The following is a 22,883-nucleotide window of genomic DNA, read 5'->3' as shown; positions in this document are numbered from 1 at the left end:
AACTATGGGCCGCCCGCACAGGCAGCACCCCGCATTCACCGGAAGTTGAGACGTTCACGCATGGCAACCGACTACGACGCACCCCGCAAGTCTGAGGACGACAGCGAGTCGATCGAGGCTCTCAAGGAGCGCGTGCCCGACAAGCTGTCGGGCTCGGTCGATGCGGAGGATGCCGACAACCCCGGTGGTTTCGAACTGCCCGGCGCAGATCTGTCCGACCTCGAGCTCGACGTCGTCGTGCTTCCGCCGCAGGAGGACGAGTTCACCTGCGTCAACTGCTTCCTCGTGAAGCACCGCTCGCAGCTCGACCACGACGGCGCCGACGGCCCTATCTGCGTGGAGTGCGCTGCGTAGCAGCGGCACGCCGCACGGCCGACGCCAGACGATCCGGCGTCCTCGACGAGAGCACCCAGGACGGCGCCGGATCGTCGGGATCGGTCACGTCCACCACGACGATCCCGTCGATCCCGCCGCGGATGAGATGCCACGACCGGGGGTGGAGCTCTGCGCCGCGCGCGGTCCGCGCCGCGTCGGCCGTGAGCGCCCGCGGGTTCGCGAGCCACTCGAGGTCGATGTGCGCCCGGCCGGCGCGCAGCTCGCCGTCGCGCACCTCGACGACGGGCGAGGCGAAGACCATCGCCGCCACGACGCCCACCCCGACGGCGACTCCGACCAGGAGAGCGAGGGTCGTGTCGATCGGCGTGAGGACGAGCGCGGCCATGGGCGCGCAGACCGCTGCGGCCACGATCGCCCACAGCGACGGGCTGAGGCGCTCTCGGTAGGTCGTGACTGCGGGACGGGCGCCGACATGGGCGGACGGTATCTGCATTACCCTCGATGCGTGGCTGAAACGGTTGACATCCCCATTATCGCTGCCGAGGTTCCGGTGTACGCGCACCCCGGCGACGCGGGCGCCGATCTCGTCGCAGCCGAGCCCGCGAGGCTCGCACCGGGCCAGCGCGCCCTGGTGGGGACCGGAGTGCGGATCGCGCTCCCGGAGGGCTACGTCGCCTTCGTGGTGCCGCGCAGCGGCCTGGCCGCCCGGCACGGCATCACGATCGTCAACGCGCCGGGCACGGTCGACGCCGGGTACCGCGGCGAGATCAAGGTCGCCCTGCTGAACACCGATGCCGAGAACTCCTACGAGGTCGCCGTCGGGGATCGCATCGCGCAGCTCATCGTCATGCCCGTGCCGCGGGCCACATTCATCCCGGTCGACACGCTGCCCGAAAGCGTGCGCGGCGAAGGCGGCTTCGGCTCGACCGGCTACCAGAAGGACGGAGTCCCCGCATGAGCGACGCCATGCCCCCAGAGGCCGAGAAGGTCGCACCGGACGATCGGGAGACCTCGGGTCCCTTCGACGAGTCCGAGGCGAACCCGGTGCGCCCCTACATCGATCTCGGCGGCATCAAGGTCCTGCCGCGCGAAGGACTGAACCTGCGGCTGGAGGTCGAGGAGCAGACCAAGCGCATCGTCGCCGTCGGCCTCGACTACGCGGACTCGACGCTGCAGGTGCAGCCGTTCGCCGCCCCCCGCAACGCCGGGCTGTGGGACGAGACGCGCGAGCAGATCCGCGGTCAGATCCGCCAGCAGGGCGGTCGCGTCGAGGAGCGCGAGGGCCCGCTGGGGCCGGAGCTGCTCGCCGAGGTGCCCGTCATCGCCGGAGCCGAAGGCACCGCGGGCAAGCGCATCGCGCGCTTCGTCGGTGTGGACGGCCCGCGCTGGTTCCTGCGCGGCGTGATCGGCGGCGCGGCGGCGGTCGACGTCGAGGCGGCGGCCAAGGTCGAGGACCTCTTCCGCTCGATCGTCGTCGTGCGCGGCTCGGCGCCCATGCCCCCGCGCGACCTCATCCCGCTGAAGATGCCCGCGACGCCGGGCTCGGCATGAGCGGGTCCAACGACCCCGCCGAGGCGGCTGCGCGCCGCGACGGCTCCGACCCCGTCGGCTCCGACGCCCCGTCGGCATCCGATCTGGTCGGCGCCGCACTGGGCGCCGCCGCGCGCAAGGCGGGACTCGACCCCGCCGCCGATGCCCCGACCCACCACGTCGTGTGGGCGGCGATGGGCGGCTGGCGCGGCATCTTGGAGTCTGTGCTGCCGGGCCTGGTGTTCATCGTGGCCTTCACGCTCACGATGGATCCCGCGAGCGGGCAGGGCAATCTCTGGCTGTCGCTCGGGCTCTCGGTCGGGATCGCGGCGGTTTTCACCCTCGTGCGGCTCGTGCAGCGCTCGACGGTGTCGGCGGCGTTGGGCGGGCTCGTCGCGACGGCGGTCGCCGCGGCGCTGGCCCTTGTCACCGGCCGTGGTCAAGACAACTTCATCCTCGGCTTCCTCACGAACGCGCTATACGGCACCGCCTTCCTGGTCTCGGCGCTGATCGGGTGGTCGCTGATCGGCCTGGCGGCCGGCTTCTTGATGAACGAGGGCACGGCGTGGCGGAAGGATCGCCGCAAGCGGCGTGTGTTCTTCTGGCTCGCGATCGCGTGGGCGGCGCTGTTCTACGCGCGGCTGGCCGTGCAGTTCCCGCTGTACCTGACGGGGGCGACTGCCGCGACACTCGGAACCTACAAGCTGATCATGGGGTTGCCGCTGTTCGCACCGCTTGTCGCGGTGACCTGGCTCGCCGCGCGAGCGCTGTATCCGAAGGCCTCCGAGGGGCCGTCCGAGCCTGCCCCGGAGTGATACATTTATCTTGACATCAAGATAAATCTCCTCGGACCCGGGTTAGGTCTGCCTCACTGGTCAGGCCTCGTGCGTCGGAGGAGAATGGGGATGCCGCGGCGACTTCGCCCACCCCGCCGACAGAGGAGACTGACGTGTCCACGGTTGACAGCTTCGGTGCGAAGAGCACCCTGACGGTCGGCAGCACCGACTACGAGATCTTCCGCATCGACACGGTCGCGGGCTACGACAAGCTCCCGTTCAGCCTCAAGGTGCTGCTCGAGAATCTGCTTCGCACCGAAGACGGTGCGAACGTCACGAAGGCTCAGATCGAGGCGCTCGGTTCGTGGAACGCGGATGCCGAGCCGGACACCGAGATCCAGTTCACCCCCGCTCGCGTGGTGATGCAGGACTTCACCGGCGTGCCCTGCATCGTCGACCTCGCCACCATGCGCGAGGCCGTGACGGCGCTCGGCGGAGACCCGAACCGCATCAACCCGCTCTCGCCGGCTGAGCTGGTCATCGACCACTCGGTGATCGCGGACCTGTTCGGCACCGAGAACGCCCTCGAGCGCAACGTCGAGATCGAGTACGAGCGAAACGGCGAGCGCTACCAGTTCCTGCGCTGGGGCCAGACCGCGTTCCAGGACTTCAAAGTCGTGCCGCCCGGAACCGGCATCGTCCACCAGGTGAACATCGAGCACCTCGCGAAGGTCGTCTACGACCGCGAAGTCAACGGCGTGCTGCGCGCCTACCCCGACACGTGCGTCGGCACCGACTCGCACACCACGATGGTCAACGGCCTGGGCGTGCTCGGCTGGGGCGTCGGCGGCATCGAGGCCGAGGCCGCGATGCTCGGTCAGCCGGTGTCGATGCTCATCCCGCGCGTCGTCGGCTTCAAGCTGACCGGCGAGATCCCCGCCGGGGTCACCGCGACCGACGTCGTGCTGACGATCACCGACATGCTGCGCAAGCACGGCGTCGTGGGCAAGTTCGTGGAGTTCTACGGTGCGGGCGTGGCCTCGGTTCCGCTCGCGAACCGCGCGACCATCGGCAACATGAGCCCCGAGTTCGGCTCGACCGCGGCGATGTTCCCGATCGACGAGGTGACGCTGGACTACCTGCGTCTCACCGGACGCGACGAGCAGACGGTCGCGCTGGTCGAGGCATACGCCAAGGAGCAGTCGCTCTGGCACGACGCAGCCCACGAGCCGAACTTCAGCGAGTACATGGAGCTCGACCTGTCGACGGTGGTCCCGTCGATCGCCGGCCCGAAGCGTCCGCAGGACCGCATCCTGCTGTCGGAGTCGAAGGCCCAGTTCGAGAAGGACATCCTGAACTACGCCAGCGCCAGCACGTCGGACGACATCGTCGACCTCGAGTCGAAGCACTCCTTCCCGGCCTCCGACCCGGCCGCGGTGCCCGGTGAGGAAGAGACTGTGACCCGCGACGTGCACATCAACAGCGGCGGGCCGGTGAACGCCTCCAAGCCCGTGAAGATCACGCCGGCGGAGGGCTCGCCCTACATCATCGACAACGGTGCGGTCACCCTCGCGGCGATCACCTCGTGCACCAACACGTCCAACCCCTCGGTGATGATCGCCGCCGGGCTGGTCGCGAAGAAGGCCGTCGAGAAGGGGCTCACGCGCAAGCCGTGGGTCAAGACGACGCTCGGCCCCGGCTCGAAGGTGGTCACCGACTACTACGAGAAGTCGGGCCTGGACAAGTCGCTCGAAGACATCGGGTTCTTCACCGTCGGCTACGGCTGCACGATCTGCATCGGCAACTCGGGCCCACTCATCGAAGAGGTCTCGGCCGCGGTCAACGATCATGACCTCGCCGTGACGGCGGTGCTCTCGGGCAACCGCAACTTCGAGGGTCGCATCTCGCCCGACGTGAAGATGAACTACCTCGCTTCGCCCCCGCTCGTGGTGGCGTACGCGCTGGCCGGCTCGATGAACTTCGACTTCGAGACCGACCCGCTCGGCAAGGACCTGGGCGGCAACGACGTCTTCCTCAAGGACATCTGGCCCACCCCCGACGAGGTGCAGGAGATCATCGACTCCTCGATCTCGCGCGAGCAGTTCATCACCCAGTACGCCACCGTCTTCGAGGGCGATGACCGCTGGAAGAACCTGCCGACGCCGACGGGCCCGGTGTTCGAATGGGAGGGCGACTCGACCTACGTGCGCAAGGCGCCGTACTTCGACGGCATGTCGATGGAACTGACCCCCGTCGCCGACATCACAGGCGCGCGCGTCATGGCGACCCTCGGCGACTCGGTCACGACCGACCACATCAGCCCCGCCGGCAACATCAAGGCCGGCACGCCCGCCGCTCAGTACCTCACCGAGCACGGCGTCGCGCAGAAGGACTTCAACTCGTTCGGCTCGCGCCGTGGAAACCACGAGGTGATGATCCGCGGAACGTTCGCGAACATCCGCCTGAAGAACGAGCTGGTCGCCGCGGTCAACGACGGGCAGATCATCGAAGGCGGCTTCACGCGCGACTTCACGCGCGAGGGCGGCCCGCAGTCCTTCATCTACGACGCGTGCGTCAACTACGAGGCGCAGGGCACTCCGCTGGTCGTCTTCGGCGGCAAGGAGTACGGCTCGGGTTCGTCGCGCGACTGGGCGGCCAAGGGCACGAGCCTGCTGGGTGTCAAGGCGGTCATCACCGAGAGCTTCGAGCGCATCCACCGCTCGAACCTGATCGGCATGGGTGTGGTCCCGCTGCAGTTCCCCGCCGGCGAGAGCTGGAAGTCGCTGGGCCTCGACGGCACCGAGATCGTCTCGATCGAGGGCCTCGAGCAGCTCAACGAGGGCGTCACGCCGAAGACCGTCAAGGTCACCGCGGCTCCGAGCGAGTTCTCGCCCGAGGGCAAGCAGACGGTCGTCTTCGACGCCGTCGTGCGCATCGACACCCCCGGTGAGGCGGACTACTACCGCAACGGCGGCATCCTGCAGTACGTGCTGCGCTCGCTCGTCTGAGTTCGCCGAGAGGGGCCGGGCTCGTCCGAGTCCGGCCCCTCTCGCATGAGTGCGCGCCGGTAGACTTGGTCGCCGGGCCGCGTCGATGAAAGGAGACGGGATGCCTCTGCTGCCGTCGATCTCGGGACCCCGGGATCTCGATGCCCTGAGTCTTCCGCAGCTCGACGAACTGGCCGGCGAGGTGCGCTCGTTCCTCATCGAGAACGTCGCCCGCACGGGGGGGCACCTGGGCCCGAACCTCGGCGTGGTCGAGCTCACGATCGCGATCCACCGCGTGTTCGACTCGCCGAACGACCCGATCGTCTTCGACACGGGGCATCAGTCCTATGTGCACAAGCTCCTGACCGGGCGTCAGGACTTCTCCGACCTTCGTTCGCGTGGCGGGCTGGCGGGCTACCCGCAGCGCTCGGAGAGCGTGCACGACGTCGTGGAATCGAGCCACGCGTCGAGCTCGCTGAGCTGGGCCGACGGCATCTCCCGGGCGTTCGTGCGCACGGGCCGCAAGGATCGCCATGTCATCGCCCTCGTCGGCGACGGGGCGCTCACCGGCGGCATGACGTGGGAGGCCCTCAACAACATCTCCGACGACAACGACCGCAACCTGGTGATCGTCGTGAACGACAACGGCCGCTCCTACGCCCCGACGATCGGCGGCATGGCGCGGTATCTCAACCGTGTGCGCACGGCCGACACGTACCGCAACCTGCACCGCGGCTCCGAGACGCTCTCGCGCAAGCTCGGTCCGGCGGCACGCGCCGTGTATCGCGGCGTGCGCGGCGGCACGCACGGCTTCCTGTCGCGCTTCACCAACAACGCGGCGCTGTACTCCAACCTCGACATCAAATACCTCGGACCGGTGGACGGACACGACCTCGCGTCACTGATCCAGACCCTCCAGCTCGCGAAGGAGTACGGGGCGCCGGTCATCGTGCATGCGATCACCGAGAAGGGTCGCGGGTTCCAGCCCGCGCTCGACGACGAGGCCGACCAGTTCCATGCGGTCGGCAGAATCGACCCGATCACCGGCGCCACCGTCGGCGGCGGAAGCGGCGTCGAGGGCTGGACGGACGTGTTCGCCGAAGAGCTCGCCTCGCTCGGCGAGCAGCGCGACGACATCATCGCGATGACGGCGGCGATGCTGCGTCCCACGGGTCTGCTTCCGTTCGCGCAACGCTTCCCCGAGCGGGTGTACGACGTCGGCATCGCCGAGCAGCACGCGGTGACCTCCGCAGCAGGCCTCGCGTTCGGCGGGCTGCACCCGGTCGTGGCGGTGTACGCCACGTTCATGAACCGTGCCTTCGACCAGGTGCTGATGGACGTCGGCCTGCACGACGCCGGCGTCACCTTCGTGCTCGATCGGGCGGGCATCACCGGCCCCGACGGGCCGAGCCACCATGGCATCTGGGATCTCGCGATGCTGCAGCTCGTGCCGAACATCCGCATCGCCGTCCCGCGCGACGCCGAGCGGCTGCGCGAAGAGCTGCGCGAGGCGGTGGCGGTGGCCGACGCCCCGACCGTCGTGCGTTATCCGAAGGGTTCTGTCGCACCCGAGCTGCCGGCCCTCGAGCGCCTTCGCGACGGCGTGGACGTCCTCTCCCGTGACGAGTCGCAGGACGTGCTGCTGGTCGGCATCGGCCCGATGGCGCACATCGCGATGGACGTTGCGGAGCGCCTGCGCGCGCAGGGCATCGGTGCGACGGTGATCGACCCGCGGTGGGTCGTGCCCGTGCAGCCGTCGATCGTCGAGCTGGCGGCATCCCATCGCCTGGTCATCACGATCGAGGACGGCATCCGCGTCGGGGGCATAGGAACGCGTGTGCGCCAGGTGCTGCGCGAGGCGGGCGTCGACACCGCGGTCGACGAGCTCGGCGTGCCCGACGAGTTCATCGACCACGCGACCCGCGAGCAGATTCTCGACGACGCGGGCCTAACCGCGGCCAAGATCGCGCAGGACGTCGTTGCCCAGGTGCTCGGCACGCGCATCCCCGTCGCCCGCGCGGCAACGGGCGAGATCCCGACGCTTTCCGGTCTCGCTCGTAGCCGAGACCAGCGCAGCTAGAGCGAGTCCTCGAACGACTCGTCGATACCGCGCCGCGGCGCGCGTGCCTTCCCCGCCTCGATCCGCCGGCACCGCCACACCGACCAGCCCCACCCCAGGGGGAGTGCGGCAGCGGAGCCGACGAGAGTGATCTGAGCGAGCCAATTGCCCAGGTTGAGCGAGCCAGCCACGACGAGCTGGAACGACCCCACGACGAGCACGCCGATCGCGGTGCCCAGGGTTGCATAGGCGACCGCATGGACGAGCAGGGAGCGGACGCGGCGCAGCAGGCGCCCGAGCCACCACGCAGCGCTGCAGAGAAGCAGGGCGACGATCCCCGAGACGACGAGCGCGATCGGCACGGCGTACACCACAAGTGCGACGATGCTCGCTCCGAGAGGTCCCCAGAGCGGGTTGAACGTCGCGATCGCAGCGCCCGTGAGCACCGTGTCGAACACGAGATTGAATGCCAACCACGAGGCGAGTGTGCCCAGGAGGAACTCGTCCTTGGTGAACGCCATGGGCTCGGCATCCGTTCGCGGCGTCGGCTCGACGGTGCTCACGCCGTCACCCCGCCGAGCAGCTGCAGGAGCTGACGCAGCGGCCCGCGCACGACGGGCAGGCGCAGGAAGGGCAGTGCGACCGTGAACAGCGCCAGCCCGCGCGTGAGCAGCTCTCGCGTGCGCCGCTGATCGGGCGACGAGTCGTAGACCCAGAACAGTGCCAGCAGCAGATGCGCGAGCACGAGGGCGCGGGGGAGAAGGTCACGGATGTCGGCGGGCAAGGCATGGCCCGAACCCTCGACGGCTTCGTGGAACAGATCCTCGAGCACGCCGAGGGCTGCGGAGGACTCGTGCGAGAGCGGGTTGATCGGCGATCGCGGCGAGATCGACGCCGACACGAACTCGGCCGCGTGCGCGCGGTACGGCTCGAGTTCGGCGATGCCCGTGCGATAGACGATCGCCAGCCGGTCGACCAGGCCGGGCGCTTCGGCCAGGAGCGGCTCTGCGACCGCGCGATGCCGTTCCTGCACCTCGAGGTAGAGCTCCTGAACCAGGTGGTTCTTCGAGGCGAAGTGATAGTTCGTGGTGCCGACCGAGACCCCGGCTTCGGCCGCGATCAGCCGGATCGTCGTCTCGTCGTAACCGCGTTCGCGGAACGATCGAAGCGCGATCTCGCGCAGCGCGGCGCGCGTGCGCTCGGACTTCGTCTGCGGCATCCGCTCGGTCGCATCAGAACTGAACATGTTCAGAAAACTACACGTCACGACGGGAATGCGAAAGGGCGGTCCTGCGCAACGCAGGACCGCCCTCGAGGAGGCGGTCGGATCAGCCGCCGATGCCGCGGATCACCGGGTGGTGGAACGTGTCGCCGAACACGCGCTCAGAGGCGCCCTCGCGGTCGAGGTACGGCGACGCGCCGCCGTCGATGAACGGCCAGCCCGCACCCAGGATGAGGCACAGATCGATGTCTTCGACCTCGGGCACGACGCCCTCGTCGAGCATGATCCGGATCTCCTGCGCGAGACCGTCCTGCACGCGGCCGAGGATCGTCGCCTCGGTAGACGGCGTCGAGCCGACGGCGCCCTTGAGCGTCTTCTCGGCGGCCTTCGTCCAGCCGGTGACCTTGCCGTTCTTGTCCTTGTCGACGACCTCGGACAGCTCCGCCAGCTCGTGGAAGTTCTCGGACGCATAGAAGCGGTCCGGGAACGCGCCGGCCATCGTGTCCTGCACGTGGGCGGCGACCTTCCAGCCGACCAGGTCGATGAGCTGGAACGGCGTCATCGGCAGGCCGAGCGGGGCGAAAGCCTTCTCGACCGTCAGCAGGGGAGTGCCCTCGTAGACGGCGCGTGCCGCCTCGCCCATCACCTTCGCCAGCAGGCGGTTCACGACGAAACCGGGCGCGTCGGCGGTCAGCACCGCGTTCTTGCCCAGGCCCTTGGCGACGACGAACGCCGTCGAGAGGGTCTGCTCGTTCGTGTGCGGCGTCTTCACGATCTCGATCAGCGGCATGACCGCGACCGGGTTGAAGAAGTGGAAGCCGACCAGGCGCTCGGGGTGGGCGAGCTTCGAGCCGATCTCCTCCACCGACAGCGACGAGGTGTTGGTCGCCAGAATCGCGTCAGGTGCGATGATCTGCTCGATCTCGCCGAACACCTGCTGCTTCACACCGGTCTGTTCGAACACGGCCTCGATGACGAAGTCGCAGTCGGCGTACGCGCTCTTGTCGGTGGTGCCGGTCACGAGCGCGCGCAGGCGGTTGGCGGCGTCGCCGTCGAGGCGTCCCTTGGCCTCGAGCTTGCCGATCTCGTCGTGGATGTACGCCACGCCCTTGTCGACGCGCGCCTGGTCGAGGTCGGTGATGAGCACCGGCACCTGCAGCTTGCGCACGAAAAGCAGCGCGAACTGGCTCGCCATCAGGCCGGCGCCGATGATGCCGACCTTGTTCACGCGCCGCGCGAGCGCCTTGTCAGGGGCGCCGACGGGCCGCTTGGCGCGCTTCTGCACGAGATCGAAGGCGTACATCGATGCCGCGAACTGGTCGCCCGTCACGAGCTCGGCGAGAGCTTCGTCCTCGCGGGCGAAGCCCTCGGCCTTCGTGCCGCTCTTGGCCTTGTCGAGCAGCTCCAGCGCCGCGTAGGGCGACTTGGGCACCGTCCCGATCTTCGACTCGAGCATGCCGCGGGCCATCTTGATCGCGATCGGCCACTTGGTGAGGCGCTCGATCTTGCCGGGCTCGTTCTTGCGCTCGACCTTGATCCTGCCGGTGAGCACGCCGTCGGCCCACGCGAGCGAGTCCTCGAGGTAGTTCGCCGCCGGGAAGATCGCGTCGACGATGCCGTAATCGAACGCCTGCTGCGGCTTGAGCATGCGGTTCTGCTTGAGCGGGTTCGAGATCACCACCTCGAGCGCGTTCTCGATGCCGATGAGGTTCGGCAGCAGGTACGCGCCGCCCCAGCCGGGGATGATGCCGAGGAACACCTCGGGCAGCGCGATGGCGGCGGCCGAGGCATCCACTGTCCGGTACGCGCTGTTGAGCGCGATCTCGAGCCCGCCGCCGAGCGCGAGCCCATTGACGAAGGCGAAGACCGGAACGCCGAGTTCGGACAGCTTGCCGAACACCTTGTGCCCGAGCTGCGCGACCAGGCGCGCGTCGTCCTTCGAGCCGACCTTGGTGATGTCGCTGAGGTCGGCGCCGGCAGCGAGGATGTACTGCTTGCCGGTGATGCCGACGGCCTGGATCTCGCCGGCGGCCGCGCGGGCCTTGAGCGCGTCGAGCGTCTCGCCGAGCTGGAACATCGTGGCCGGGCCGAGCGTGTTCGGGCGCGTGTGGTCACGGCCGTTGTCGAGCGTCACCAGCGCGAGCACCTTGCCGGAGGCGAGGCGGATGTCGCGGACGCGCGTGTGCGTGATCACCTCGCCCTCGGTCGCAGCCAGGATGGGGGAGAAGTCGATGTCGTCGTAGTTCGTCATTCTTCGCGTGCCCTTACTTGCGCTTCTTGCCGTCGTAGAACGGGTTCTCCCAGATCACGGAGCCCCCCTGCCCGAGGCCCACGCACATCGCCGTGAGGCCGTAGCGGACGTCGGGGCGCTCGGCGAACTGCGCCGCGAGCTGGATCATCAGGCGCACACCGGTTGCCGCGAGCGGGTGTCCGAGTGCGATCGCGCCGCCCCACTGGTTGACGCGGGGGTCGTCGTCGGCGACGCCGAAGTGGTCCAGCAGCGAGATGACCTGGACCGCGAAGGCCTCGTTCAGCTCGAACAGGCCGATGTCGTCGATCGTGAGGCCGGCCTTCTTGAGGGCCTTCTCGGTCGAGGGGATCGGGCCGATGCCCATGATCTCGGGCTGGACGCCCGCGAACGCGAACGAGACGAGCTTCATCTTGGGAGCAAGGCCCAGCTCCTTCACGGCGGTGCCGCCGGCAAGCAGCGACATGGTCGCACCGTCGGTGAGCGGTGAGGAGGTGCCCGCGGTCACCCGTCCGTGCGGGCGGAACGGGGTCTTCAGCCCGGCGAGGTCTTCCATCGTGGTCTGGGGCCGGCGGCCCTCGTCCTCGGTGGCCAGGCCCCACGCGCCCTCGGCGTCCTTCACGGCGACCGACACCAGATCGGGCTGGAACCTGCCGGCCTCGTACGCGGCCTGCGCCTTGTGCTGGCTGAGCATGCCGAAGCGGTCGGCTCGCTCCTTGGTGAGGTGCGGGAACCGGTCGTGGATGCGTTCGGCCGTGACGCCCATGTTGAGGGCGCCGGGGTCGACCATGCGCTCGGCCACGAAGCGGGGGTTCGGGTCGGCGTTGGTCCCGATGGGGTGCCGGCCCATGTGCTCGACGCCGCCGGCGAGGGCGAGGTCGTACATGCCGACGCCGATCGACGCCGCCATCGTGGTGACGCTCGTCATGGCGCCCGCGCACATGCGGTCGATGGCGAAGCCGGGGACCGTCTGCGGGAGCCCCGCGAGGATCGCGACCGAGCGACCGAGCGTCAGCCCCTGGTCACCGGTCTGGCTGGTCGCGGCGATCGCGACGTCGTCGATGCGCTCCGCGGGAACGCCGGGGTTGCGCTCCATGAGACCGATCGTCGCCTTGACGGCGAGGTCGTCCGCGCGCGTGTTCCAGTACATGCCCTTCTCGCCGGCGCGACCGAACGGGGTGCGCATGCCATCGACGAAGAAGACGTCCGAGATCTCGGCCACTCTGCCTCCAAAGTTTGGGATTGGGTTCAGCCTACGGTGAGACCGAGTCTCACGAAAACGCTTGGATCGAACCTACGAAGCGGTTTCGGCGGCCTGTGCAGTATTTTGCGCCGAATTCACAAACGCTTCGGCGATGGCCTGTGCACTCTGTGCAATCTGCCAGGAACGCGCGCCGAGAGCTGCGAGGGCGTCGCCGACGGATGCCGCGGTGATCGGCTGCGGGGGAGCCCACGCCACTCTTCGCAGCAGCTCGGGGGTGAGCAGGTTCTCGACGGGCATGCCGAGCGTCTCGGCCAGCGCGTCCACCACGGGACGGGCGGCTTTCAGCCGCGCATCGGCCTCGGGGTTGCGGTCCTCCCACGCGCGGGGCGGCGGAAGGCTGTCGCCGCCGGTCGCGCGCTCCAGCGGCGGCCGGCCGTCCGCGCGGCCCGCCTCGATCGCGGCCCACCAGCGGTCGAGCTGCGTACGGCTCGCGCGCCCGGTGAACTCCTTCACCCCGGCGAGCTCCTGCTTGGACTTCGGGTCGGCCAGGACGGCCGCCACCAGGGCGCGATCGGGCACGAGGCGGCCGGGTGAGACATCCTCCGCCTGCGCGTACTCCTCGCGCGCAGTCCACAGCGCCCGCGCGACGGCGAGCGCCTTGCGGCCCCGCACGGTGTGCAGGCCGCTCAGGCGCCGCCAGGGCTCCTCACGGGCGGGCTTGGGCGTGCGCTCCAGCACCGCCTGGAACTCCTCCGCCGCGAACTCGGTCTTGTGCTGGTCGGCGAGCTCGGCTGCCAGTGCGTCGCGGACGTCGATCAGGTGCTCGACGTCCAGCGCGGCGTATTCCAGCCACGACTGCGGGAGCGGTCTGATCGACCAGTCGGATGCCGAGTGCGCCTTTGCGAGGGTGATCCCCAGCGTGTCCTCGACGACTGCGCCGAGGCCCACTCGCGCGTGGCCGAGGAGGCGGGCGGCCAGTTCGGTGTCGAAGATCGACGGGGGCTCGAGGCCGACCTCGCGCAGCGAGGGGAGATCCTGGCTCGCCGCGTGGAGCACCCACTCCTCGGACCCGATCGCCTCCTGGAGCAGGCCGAACTCGCCGATCGCCGGCGGATCCAGCAGGAACACCCCCGAGCCGCGGCGGAAGACCTGGATCAGGTAGGCGCGCTGCGAGTAGCGGAAGCCGGAGGCCCGCTCGACGTCCACCGCGACGGGTCCGGTGCCGGCGGACAGGCGCCCCGCGGCCTCCTCGAGGCCCGCGGCATCCGCGAGCACGTCGTATTCAGCCACGCATCGTCCTTCGTGTCGAGATCACCGCGATCTCTTCCGAGCCCGGCGGCAGACCGGCCAACATGCACACCAGCTCCGCCCAGGCTTCGACATGCGCTCCGAGCGGGGCGTGCGGCGACCAGGACGCGCGCAGCTCGATCTGGGATCCGTCGCCCTCATCGCGAAGCGTGCCGAAGCCCTTCGAGATGATCTTGGTCGCCGTGCCGGAGGCGGAGTGGTAGCCGGCGCGGTGCGCTGCGAGCGCATCGACCAGCCAGGACCACGCTACATCGGCAAGGAGCGGATCGCTGCCGATGTCGGTGTCCAACGGCGCCTGTGCGAAGCACACGATGCGCCACGGGCCGCCCCACGCGTGGGGCGCGTCGGGGTCGTGCAGGAGCACGAACCGTCCCGTCGCGGAAGCTGATTCGGGATCGCCCTGCACCGGTCGCACGTCGGCGGCCAGCGCCAGCGACTCCGGTGCGAGACCCTCAGGCGCGGCGATCTCTTCGACCGCCAGATCGGAGCGCAGCCGCACGCCCCTGACCTCGGCGCTGGCGCGCGCGAAGGCTGATGGGGTGGGAGTACGAGGCTCGGCCACGCGGACAGACTAGAGTGAACGTTCGATGGCTACTCCCAGGCGCGCCGCAGGCGGCGGCGCCGCACCCGCGCTGGTGGCGGGCGTGAAGACCGCGCTCACTGTGCTGAGCGCGGCTCTGCTCGGCGTTCTCGCGGTGCTCGGAGTGATTTCGATGCGTGTCGCCAAGAAGGTCGTGACCCCTGCGGCACGCCTCGCCGACACCCGCATCCTGGCGCTGGACACCTCGGCGCAGACGATCACCCTGGCGCGCACGCCCGACACCGTGCTCCCGGGCCGGTACGGGCTGTTCACGAGCGGCACCGAGAACTACCTCAAGCTCGGCTCGGTGCTCGCCGAAGACACCGTGAGCGTCAAGCGCAAGCTCCTCACACACGTCGGAGCGGACTCGCGGCTGGCGCCCGAGGCCGCGTTCAGCGGCTGGTACTTCGACCGGCCCGAAGACCTGCACCTGCCGTTCACATCGGAGCTCATCGGCTCGCCGCTCGGGCCGTGCCCGGCATGGCTGTTCCCCGCCGGCGACGGTGACGTGTGGGTCATCGCCGTGCACGGCCGCGGCACGACGCGCGCGGAATGCCTTCGCGCCGTGCCGGTCTTCCACGGCCTCGGCATCACCTCGCTCGTGGTCTCGTACCGCAACGACGGCGAGGCGCCCCGCAGCCGCACCGGCACCTACGCACTGGGTGCGACGGAGTGGCGCGACGTCGATGCGGCCGTGGGCTTCGCGCGGCGCCACGGCGCGAAGCGCGTCGTGCTGATGGGCTGGTCTATGGGCGGCGCGGTCACACTGCAGCTCGCGCTCAATTCGCCGCACGCCTCGGTGATCGCGGGGCTCGTGCTGGAGTCGCCGGTCATCGACTGGCGCATCGTGCTGGACTACCAGGCCCGGCTGCTGAAGCTCCCCGCGGCCGTATCAGACCTCGCGATCGGCGCGCTCGGTTCGGACTGGGGCGCGACGGTGACCCGTGCGGGCGGGGCGATACCGTTCGACCAGCTCGACATCGTCTCGCGCGCGGCCGAGCTGCGGCATCCGATCCTCATCCTGCACTCGGACGACGACGGATTCGTGCCGTCGGATGCCTCGCACGACCTGGTCGTCGCGCGCCCGGACCTCGTCGAGCTGAAAGTGTTCGAGGTCGCGCGCCACACGAAGCTGTGGAACTACGACCAGGAGCGCTGGTCGGCGAGCATCCGCGAGTGGCTCGAGCGGCAGGGGATCATCTCGTCGCGCGAAGACGCAGATAGCTGAAGCCCGCCTCGTCGACGAGCATGCCCGCCACCTCGGTGCGCACTCCCGCGTCGACCGGCAGGAAGGGCTGCGGGGCGGGCCCGATCGCGGGGGCCACGGTGATGCAGAACTCGTCGATCACTCCGGCCGCCGCGAACTGCGCAGCGAGCGTCGGGCCGCCCTCGCACACCACGCGCGCGAGCCCCTCTGCGGCCAGTGCCGCGAGGATCGCCCGCGGATCGAGCCTGCCGGAGCCGGGGACACCCAGCACGCGGACCCCGGCAAGTCCGGCGCGCTGCGCCGCGATCGGCGCGAGCGCCTCGGGCACGACGAGCATCACCCGATCGGGATCGGCCTGAGGATCGATCCGCAGGCGGTGCCCGTCGAGGCGCGCCGACCCGGTGACGATCGCGAGCCGCGTCGCCTTTGGCACGACGTAGCCCTCGGCGCGGACGCTCTGCGCACCGACGAGCACGACATCGGCGTGCGCGCGGATGGCGCCGAGCACGGTGCGGTCCACTCGGCTGGTGAGTGTGTCGCTCGTGCCGTCGGACCCTGCGGCGGCCCCGGTGAGGTTGGTCACCATGTTGAGGCGCACAGAGGGCCGCTCGTCGAGCCGGTAGCGCTCGCGCAGCCAGGCGCGGCCGGCGTCGGCTGCGGCATCCGTCGCCTGAAGAGACCGGGGGACGACCTCGGTGACGAGCATCAGGCGTGGCGCTTGGCGCGGATCTGACGCTTGGCTCGCGCGAGCATGCCGGTCATGCCCGACAGGCGCAGGGGTGAGACCGCGCGGCGGATGCCGATCGAATCGGGGAAGTCGTCGGGGACGGCCAGCGCCTCGTCGACCGTGAGCCCGGTGAGCCCCTGCGCGAGGATGCTCGCGAAGCCGCGCGTGGTCGGGGCCTCAGGCGGTGCCGTGGCGAACATCGCGACCCGGTCGTCGTCGCCGACCTCGATCGCGATGAACACCGGCGACTGGCATTCGAGCACCTGCTCGAACAGCTCTTTGTGGCCCGCGTAGCGCTCCGGCACGTCGGGGAGCTTGTTCGAGAACTCCAGCAGCAGCTGGAGGCGCTCAGGCTCTTCGAGGTCGAGGAACTCGTCGCGGATCATCGCGAGGCTCGCAGGCAGGGTCGACTCTGTCATCCCCGCCATCATCCCACGGGCGGGGCCGGAGAGCGCCGTCACGAGCGGGCGGGGACCTCTCCCGGGGCGTCGCCGGTGACGATCGGCACGCGCACCGCGCTGCCCCACTCGGTCCACGAGCCGTCGTAGTTGCGGACGTTGTCGAAACCGAGCAGGTGCTTCAGCACGAACCACGTGTGGCTGGAGCGCTCGCCGATGCGGCAGTAGGCGACGATCGCGTCGCCGTCCTTGAGGCCCGCCTCGCCGCGATAGATCGCGTCGAGCTCAGCGCGCGGCTTGAATCCGCCGTCCTCGGCGACGGCACGTGCCCACGGCACGCTCTGCGCCGACGGGATGTGACCGGCGCGCAGCGCGCCCTCTTCGGGGTAGGCGGGCGCGGACGTGCGCGAGCCGTTGTACTCCTCGGGCGAGCGCACGTCGATGAGCGGGCTGCCGAGGTGGGCGAGCACATCCTCCTTGTATGCGCGCAGGATGCTGTCGTCGCGATCGACGACTGGGTACTCGGTCGCCTCGCGCTCGGTCGCGTCGGTCGTGATGGGGCGCCCCTCGGCGATCCAGCGGTCGCGGCCGCCGTCGAGCAGGCGCACGTCCTGGTGGCCGAACAGCGAGAACACCCACAGGGCGTACGCGGCCCACCAGTTGTTCTTGTCGCCGTAGATGACGACGGTGTCGTCGCGCGCGATGCCCTTGCGGCTGAGGAGGGCCGCGAAGCCGTCGCCGTCGACGTAGTCGCGAACGACCGGGTCGTTCAGCTCGGTGTGCCAGTCGACCTTGACGGCGCCGGGGATGTGTCCGGTCTCGTACAACAGCACGTCCTCGTCGGATTCGACGACGACCAGGCCGGGCCGGCCGAGACGCGCCTGCAGCCAGTCGCCCGTCACGAGACGGCCGGGCGCGGCGTACTCGGCGAACTTGGGGGACGTGGTGTCGAACTCTACGGTCACCGGAGTGCTCCTTGGTCGTCGGGGGTGGGGGACGGCGTAGGGTTGAGGCATCCCCCGCTTGCGTCGCCTTCGACGATAGGGTTCCGCGCGGGGGAGCGCACTGATTCCGTCATCCTGTTACCGGAGGTTTCATCCGCCGGGCAGTTCTACACGGGCGGGCTCCGTCTCGCCGGAGACGAGCACCATGACCACGACCGAGGCACGCACCGGGATCGTGCATCTGGCCGAGCGCGCCCCGCAGCTCTCGGGCGCCGAGATGGTCGCCCAGCTCGTGCCGCCGCCGCAGTTCGACGCGGCGACCTTCGACTCCTATCGCGCCGACGCCGCGTTCCCGTCGCAGCAGGAGGCGAAGGACACGCTGATCGCCTTCGCCGGCGGCGGTGTCGCGCCGGTTCGGGGCGGGCTGTTCCGCCGGGCGAAGAGGGGCCCCGAGCTCAAGCCCGGCGTCTATCTCGACGGCGGCTTCGGCGTGGGCAAGACCCATCTGCTGGCATCCGTGTATCACGCGATGCCCGCACGCCGGAAGTACTTCGGCTCGTTCATCGAGTACACCGCGCTCGTCGGCGCGATCGGCTACAAGAACACCGTCGACCTGTTCCGCGGCGCGGACCTGCTCTGCATAGACGAGTTCGAACTCGACGACCCGGGCGACACGATGGTGATGACCAGGCTGCTGGCAGAGCTGGTCGCCACCGGCACTCGGCTCGCCGCGACCTCGAACACGCCGCCGAACGCCCTCGGCGAGGGGCGCTTCGCCGCACAGGACTTCCTCCGCGAGATCCACGCGATGTCCGAGAGCTTCCAGACACTGCGCATCGACGGCACGGACTTTCGCCATCGCGCGGTCGACGGCCACGCCGCGGTGCTTTCGCCTGCCGAGTACGAGGCGGCGGTGGCGGATGCCTCCATCCGCGGTCTGGTGTCGGACGACGGTTTCGCCGACCTGGTGTCGCACCTCGCGCGCGTGCATCCGTCGCGCTACATCCGCTTGATCGACGGGCTGTCGGCGGTCGGGCTGCGCGACGTGGCACCGTTCGACGACCAGTCCGCCGCGCTGCGGTTCGTGGCCTTCGTCGATCGCGTCTACGACGCCCAGCTGCCCATCCGCGCCACCGGGGTGTCGCTGGACCTGGTGTTCCCCGAGGAGATGCTCGCCGGGGGCTACCGCAAGAAGTACCTGCGCGCGATCTCACGCCTCGTCGCCTCGACGCTGGCCTGAGCCGGAGCATGCCGCCGAGGCATCCGTCGCACGGCTTTCGGATGCTGAGTCCGCAACCCTCCGAAAGCAGACTCGGGGTACCCTCACGCTCTCGCGAAACCTGATGTTTACGCGAGAGCGTCCCACGTAACCAAGGCGAAACAGGACTCGCACGCCACCGGTAACGGTCGATCGCGAAACTGGGCCTCGGCCCCGAGAGCAAGCGACCCGAACCGCAAGTCCTCTGGGTATCCCTCGAGTAACACGACATGGATGAGGATTCTCATGGACAGCGGTAACCTCGCCTGGTCCGTCGCAGCGACGGCATTGGTGCTTTTCATGACGCCGGGAGTGGCGTTCTTCTACGGTGGCCTCGTCAAGGCGAAGAGCGTCGTCAGCATGATGATGATGAGCTTCGGCGCGCTGGGCCTGGTGAGCGTTCTGTGGGTGCTCTACGGCTTCAACATGAGCGCCGTCGAGAACACCTGGGCGTTCGCCGGCAACCCGTTCAGCGACTTCGGTCTCTCGGGCGCCGACAGCGACACGCTGGTGGGCGTCACCTACGGTGCGACCTTCGCGATCATCACCGTCGCGCTGATCTCGGGCGCGATCGCCGATCGCGCCAAGTTCGGCTCGTGGATGATCTTCGCCGGCATCTGGGCGACGGTCGTCTACTTCCCGGTCGCCGCGTGGGTCTGGGGCGGCGGCTGGATCATGGGCCTCGGTGAGACCTTCGGGTTCTCGACGTCGGTCATCGACTACGCCGGTGGAACCGCGGTGCACATCAACGCCGGTGCCGCAGCGCTTGCGCTCGCGCTCGTGCTCGGCAAGCGCATCGGCTTCCAGAAGGGCATCCAGAAGCCGCACAACGTGCCGCTGGTCATGCTCGGCGCAGCGATCCTGTGGTTCGGCTGGTTCGGCTTCAACGCCGGCGCCGAGGGCACCTTCGGTCTGCTGGGCACCGAGGACTCGTCGGTCGGCCTCATCATCGTCAACACCCTGGGCGCCACGGCCGCGGCGATCATCGGCTGGATCGTCGTCGAGAAGTTCAAGGACGGCAAGTCGACCTCGGTGGGCGCGGCAACCGGTGCCGTCGCGGGCCTCGTCGCGATCACCCCGTCGTGCGCCAACCTGACCCCGGGCTGGGCTCTGCTGCTCGGCGTCATCGCTGGGGCGGTCTGCGCTCTGGCGGTCGAGCTCAAGTGGAAACTCGGCTACGACGACTCGCTCGACGTGGTCGGCGTGCACCTGGTCGGCGGTCTGATCGGAACGATCTACCTCGGCTTCTTCGCCACCGGCACGGGCCTGTTCCTCGGCGGCGGCTGGGAGCAGCTGATCCTGCAGGTGATCGCAGCGCTCGGCGTGCTGATCTACTCGTTCGCGGTCGCCTGGATCCTGGGCTTCGCGATCGACAAGACGCTCGGGTTCCGCATCAAGAACGAGGACGAGCTCGCCGGCGTCGACACCGTCGTCCACGGCGAAGAGGGCTACCTCCTCGAAGAGCGCGTCTGAGTCACACGCACAGCAGGGAGGGGCGTCGCGGCATCGGCCGCGGCGCCTCTCCTCGTCGTCCGCCGAGAGCGGGGCGCGGTCGGGCGCGGCGCTATCGTGACGGTGTGACTCCACGCAAAGGCGTTCTCGCCGCCCTCGGCCGCATGTTCCGTCCCGCACGTCGGGGCGCCGGCGAGCCGGGTCGCGCGGGCACCGGCGAGCCGGGGCGCTCCGGCGTCGCGGCCACAGTGGAGATCACGCCGCCCGGGCCGCGGGCGCTGCAGATCCAGTACGCGCCTGATCACGACGGCGACCCCGACGCCGGCGAGGTCGTGTGGACCTGGGTTCCCTACGCCGAGAACGACGGGCGCGGGAAGGATCGTCCGGTGCTGGTCATCGGGCGACAAGATGCCGAGCGCGTGTACGCCGTGCGGCTGACCAGCAAGTCGCACGACGGCGACCGCGACTTCCTGTCGATCGGCTCAGGCCCATGGGACTCGCAGGGACGCCCCTCGTGGATCGACATCGAGCAGGTGTACAGCGTGCACGCGGACGGCCTGCGTCGCGAGGCGGCCGCGCTCGACCTGGAGCGGTTCGTGAGGGTGGCCGCCGCACTGCACGAGCGCTACGGGTGGCCGGTGGGAATTCGCTGACGATGCGCACGTGGCCCACTCGGGGCGGCGGTGTCGCCTTCGCGGTGATCGGCGGGCTGTGGGCGTTGCGCCTGGCACGGACGCGCTCGCTGAATGCGAGGCGTCGCCGGGGAGTACTGGTCAAAGATGACCGGCTGATGGCCGCGCGCAGCCGCGCAGCGCCGCGTCCAGAACTCGCGTCGGCGGTCTCAGCCACGAGCCGGTAGAGCCTTCCCGAGCAGGCTTGCCTGCCATAGATAGGCCGCCGCCGGATCCGATGACATCTACTCGTGCAGCAGACTCGTCGGGCGGTGCGCTGAATGCACGGCGGTATATCTTTGAACGGCAGGCGAAGTGAGGAGCGCGACACATGGTGCGGGCTGAGCAGAACCGTCGAGCACCGGAAACCTCGCTGGAGAACCATCGCTTCTACGCGGATCTTCTGAACGACCCGGCTCTTCGGTCACTGGTGGAGTTGCTCCTCGACACAGAACCGGGAGCGCGGCTACCGAGCGAGCGCGAGCTCACACAGACCTTGAACATGAGCCGGAACACCCTTCGCGATCGAATAGGGCGCCTCGAGTCGATGGGAGCACTGACCCGCAAGGAACGGCTCGGCACCTACTACACGGGCGTCCAGGCGGAGCGCACCGGGGATGTGCTGCTTCTCAGCCTCATGTTCCAGCAGATGACGCTGGAGTCCTTGACATCTGTGCGCCACGCTCTCGAACGCCAAGCCGCGATCGAAGCGTGCGTGAACGGAGACGAGCAGAACTTCACTGCGCTCAGCGAGAGTGCGGCGGCCATGCACCGCACCGAGGACGGCAGGGAACTGCTTGAGGCCGATGACGCCTTCCACCGTGCACTGTTCGCGGCGTCCGCCTCGCCCGCGTTGATCTTCTTCTCTCAGATGCTCTATGCGGTCCTGCGGGGCACGCTGCGGCACCTCACGTTGGAGCAGGACTTCGAGACGATGCGCCGCGTGCACAACGACGTGCTGCTCGCGGTGCGACAGCGGGATCCGCAGGCGGCTACAGAGGCGATCGATGCTCACTTCGCCTGGCTGGGCGTGCTGCGCGAAAGGGAGGCTGCCGAAAGGGAGCCTGCCGAATGAGACGGCTAGGTTAGGGCCGGGAGCGTGGCGGGGCGGAGCTCTGGACGAGCCCACCGTCGACGGGAAGGCAGATGCCGTTGATGTATCGCGCCTCGTCGGATGCGAGAAAGAGGGCGGCGTTGGCCACGTCGAAGGCGTCGCCCATCCGTCCGGTCGGTGAGAGCGCGTGGCGGGCGGCCACCATCTCCTCGAGAGTGCCGTAGGCGGCGCTGATCTGGTGGTACATCATGGGTGTGGCAATGTAGCCGGGTGCGATGGTGTTCGCGCGGATGCCCCTTGAGGCATACTCCAGGGCGAGGCTCTGAGTGAACTGCGCAACGGCCCCCTTCGTCGCCGAGTAGCTTGGGTAGTTGTATCCGATGTAGCGCATCCCCCCGACGGAGCCGATGTTGACGATGCTGCCGGCGCCCTGCGAGAGCATGTGTGGAAGCACGTGTTTGCAGGTGAGAAACATGCTGGTGAGGTTCACGTCGAGCACATACCGCCACTCTTCGACGGATTGTTCGGTGGGACCGCCCATGCGTGCGATCCCGACGTTATTGTGAAGCACATCGATGCGGCCGAACTCCGCGATCGCGCGTGCGACTGCCGACTGCACCGACTCCTCGTCGGTGACATCTCCGACGATGCCGAGCACGTTCGGGATGATCCCGAGCGCCGTGCACTCCGCCCGTATGCGGCCGGTGCCACCCCGTACGGCCTCCTCGTTCATATCGACGATCGCGACGGAGGCTCCCTCTCGCGCATAGGTGACGGCCGCCGCGAGACCGTTGTTGATTTCGCCACCGGCAGAGCCGCCTCCGAAGATGAGGCAGATCTTGTTCAGGAGCCGATTCATGGATCGCCTTTCGAGCGAGTTCGGGATGGAGAGGCGGCCTCCACCCTCCCAGTGGGTTCAGAC

The 22,883-nt window shown here is 69.1% G+C and carries 22 protein-coding genes; 11 read left to right on the top strand and 11 right to left on the bottom strand.

Translation table 11 applies throughout. From position 1 onward, the window contains the following. The first annotated feature begins 60 nt into the window (after window positions 1-60). Window positions 61-354, top strand: coding sequence for a DUF4193 domain-containing protein (locus AB1K54_RS10800; RefSeq protein ID WP_371202755.1), 294 nt, complete (start codon window positions 61-63; stop codon window positions 352-354). Here the strand turns inward: AB1K54_RS10800 and AB1K54_RS10795 are convergent. Further along, a complete protein-coding gene (locus tag AB1K54_RS10795; RefSeq protein WP_371202754.1) occupies window positions 329-829 on the bottom strand; it encodes a DUF3093 family protein in 501 nt (166 codons plus the stop codon). The genes AB1K54_RS10800 and AB1K54_RS10795 overlap by 26 nt on opposite strands. Window positions 830-841: 12 nt before the next feature. On the opposite strand from AB1K54_RS10795, the gene dut reads away from it, so the two are divergent. From dut to dxs, 5 genes are all read left to right on the top strand, one after another. Then, window positions 842-1,294, top strand: a complete 453-nt coding sequence (dut, locus tag AB1K54_RS10790) for a dUTP diphosphatase (RefSeq protein ID WP_371202753.1) — start codon at window positions 842-844, stop codon at window positions 1,292-1,294. Then, window positions 1,291-1,887, top strand: coding sequence for a DUF3710 domain-containing protein (locus AB1K54_RS10785; protein WP_371202752.1), 597 nt, complete (start codon window positions 1,291-1,293; stop codon window positions 1,885-1,887). The genes dut and AB1K54_RS10785 overlap by 4 nt, the downstream gene beginning before the upstream one ends. Continuing rightward, on the top strand, window positions 1,884-2,681 hold the full coding sequence (locus tag AB1K54_RS10780; protein WP_371202751.1) for a DUF3159 domain-containing protein: 798 nt from the start codon (window positions 1,884-1,886) through the stop codon (window positions 2,679-2,681). The genes AB1K54_RS10785 and AB1K54_RS10780 overlap by 4 nt, the downstream gene beginning before the upstream one ends. Window positions 2,682-2,815: 134 nt before the next feature. Next, window positions 2,816-5,650, top strand: coding sequence for an aconitate hydratase AcnA (acnA, locus tag AB1K54_RS10775; protein ID WP_371202750.1), 2,835 nt, complete (start codon window positions 2,816-2,818; stop codon window positions 5,648-5,650). A 100-nt stretch (window positions 5,651-5,750) separates the two neighbouring features. After that, entirely contained in the window at window positions 5,751-7,709 is a 1,959-nt protein-coding gene (dxs, locus tag AB1K54_RS10770; protein WP_371202749.1) for a 1-deoxy-D-xylulose-5-phosphate synthase, read from the top strand. Here the strand turns inward: dxs and AB1K54_RS10765 are convergent. From AB1K54_RS10765 to AB1K54_RS10740, 6 genes are all read right to left on the bottom strand, one after another. Further along, complete coding sequence (locus tag AB1K54_RS10765) at window positions 7,706-8,251, bottom strand: hypothetical protein (protein WP_371202748.1); 546 nt, start codon at window positions 8,249-8,251, stop codon at window positions 7,706-7,708. The two genes, dxs and AB1K54_RS10765, sit on opposite strands and share 4 nt — an antisense overlap. Then, a complete protein-coding gene (locus AB1K54_RS10760; protein WP_371202747.1) occupies window positions 8,248-8,934 on the bottom strand; it encodes a TetR/AcrR family transcriptional regulator in 687 nt (228 codons plus the stop codon). The genes AB1K54_RS10765 and AB1K54_RS10760 overlap by 4 nt, the downstream gene beginning before the upstream one ends. Window positions 8,935-9,016: 82 nt before the next feature. Beyond that, entirely contained in the window at window positions 9,017-11,161 is a 2,145-nt protein-coding gene (locus AB1K54_RS10755) for a 3-hydroxyacyl-CoA dehydrogenase NAD-binding domain-containing protein (RefSeq protein WP_371202746.1), read from the bottom strand. Between the two features lie 13 nt (window positions 11,162-11,174). After that, the gene (locus AB1K54_RS10750; protein WP_371202745.1) at window positions 11,175-12,380 is read right to left on the bottom strand and encodes an acetyl-CoA C-acyltransferase; all 1,206 of its coding nucleotides are present in this window, start codon (window positions 12,378-12,380) and stop codon (window positions 11,175-11,177) included. Window positions 12,381-12,452: 72 nt separating this feature from the next. Continuing rightward, window positions 12,453-13,652 carry a ribonuclease D gene (locus AB1K54_RS10745; RefSeq protein ID WP_371202744.1) on the bottom strand — a complete coding sequence of 400 codons (1,200 nt, stop codon included), beginning with the start codon at window positions 13,650-13,652 and terminating at the stop codon, window positions 12,453-12,455. Next, window positions 13,645-14,232 carry a DUF3000 domain-containing protein gene (locus AB1K54_RS10740; protein WP_371202743.1) on the bottom strand — a complete coding sequence of 196 codons (588 nt, stop codon included), beginning with the start codon at window positions 14,230-14,232 and terminating at the stop codon, window positions 13,645-13,647. The genes AB1K54_RS10745 and AB1K54_RS10740 overlap by 8 nt, the downstream gene beginning before the upstream one ends. A 25-nt stretch (window positions 14,233-14,257) precedes the next feature. Between AB1K54_RS10740 and AB1K54_RS10735 the strand changes: the two genes are divergently transcribed. After that, window positions 14,258-15,478 carry an alpha/beta hydrolase family protein gene (locus AB1K54_RS10735; RefSeq protein ID WP_371202742.1) on the top strand — a complete coding sequence of 407 codons (1,221 nt, stop codon included), beginning with the start codon at window positions 14,258-14,260 and terminating at the stop codon, window positions 15,476-15,478. Here AB1K54_RS10735 and AB1K54_RS10730 read toward each other — a convergent pair. The 3 genes from AB1K54_RS10730 to AB1K54_RS10720 are packed head-to-tail and all read right to left on the bottom strand — an operon-like array spanning window position 15,447 to window position 17,547. Further along, window positions 15,447-16,163, bottom strand: a complete 717-nt coding sequence (locus AB1K54_RS10730; protein WP_371202741.1) for a dihydrofolate reductase family protein — start codon at window positions 16,161-16,163, stop codon at window positions 15,447-15,449. The two genes, AB1K54_RS10735 and AB1K54_RS10730, sit on opposite strands and share 32 nt — an antisense overlap. Further along, on the bottom strand, window positions 16,163-16,603 hold the full coding sequence (locus AB1K54_RS10725) for a SufE family protein (protein WP_371202740.1): 441 nt from the start codon (window positions 16,601-16,603) through the stop codon (window positions 16,163-16,165). The genes AB1K54_RS10730 and AB1K54_RS10725 overlap by 1 nt, the downstream gene beginning before the upstream one ends. A 38-nt stretch (window positions 16,604-16,641) precedes the next feature. Then, window positions 16,642-17,547 (bottom strand): sulfurtransferase, encoded by a 906-nt coding sequence (locus AB1K54_RS10720; RefSeq protein ID WP_371202739.1) that lies wholly within the window; start codon window positions 17,545-17,547, stop codon window positions 16,642-16,644. Between the two features lie 184 nt (window positions 17,548-17,731). Here AB1K54_RS10720 and zapE point away from each other — a divergent pair, with 184 nt between their 5' ends. The 4 genes from zapE to AB1K54_RS10700 all read left to right on the top strand — a co-directional run bounded on the left by zapE (window position 17,732) and on the right by AB1K54_RS10700 (window position 21,982). Continuing rightward, window positions 17,732-18,766: a cell division protein ZapE gene (zapE, locus tag AB1K54_RS10715; RefSeq protein WP_371202738.1), complete on the top strand. Its 1,035-nt coding sequence runs from the start codon at window positions 17,732-17,734 to the stop codon at window positions 18,764-18,766. Window positions 18,767-19,030: 264 nt separating this feature from the next. Next, entirely contained in the window at window positions 19,031-20,257 is a 1,227-nt protein-coding gene (locus tag AB1K54_RS10710) for an ammonium transporter (protein WP_371202737.1), read from the top strand. A gap of 104 nt (window positions 20,258-20,361) precedes the next feature. Beyond that, window positions 20,362-20,889, top strand: coding sequence for a type II toxin-antitoxin system PemK/MazF family toxin (locus AB1K54_RS10705; protein ID WP_371202736.1), 528 nt, complete (start codon window positions 20,362-20,364; stop codon window positions 20,887-20,889). 349 nt (window positions 20,890-21,238) lie between these two features. Continuing rightward, entirely contained in the window at window positions 21,239-21,982 is a 744-nt protein-coding gene (locus AB1K54_RS10700) for a FadR/GntR family transcriptional regulator (RefSeq protein WP_371202735.1), read from the top strand. Between the two features lie 10 nt (window positions 21,983-21,992). Here AB1K54_RS10700 and AB1K54_RS10695 read toward each other — a convergent pair whose 3' ends face one another. Next, window positions 21,993-22,820, bottom strand: a complete 828-nt coding sequence (locus AB1K54_RS10695; protein WP_371202734.1) for an SDR family NAD(P)-dependent oxidoreductase — start codon at window positions 22,818-22,820, stop codon at window positions 21,993-21,995. Window positions 22,821-22,883 lie beyond the last annotated feature (63 nt).

This window comes from Microbacterium sp. BWT-B31, from assembly GCF_041379855.1.
Taxonomy (GTDB): domain Bacteria; phylum Actinomycetota; class Actinomycetes; order Actinomycetales; family Microbacteriaceae; genus Microbacterium.
Note: the sequence above shows the minus strand (reverse complement) of the source record. Positions and strands in the feature narration are given on the sequence as shown.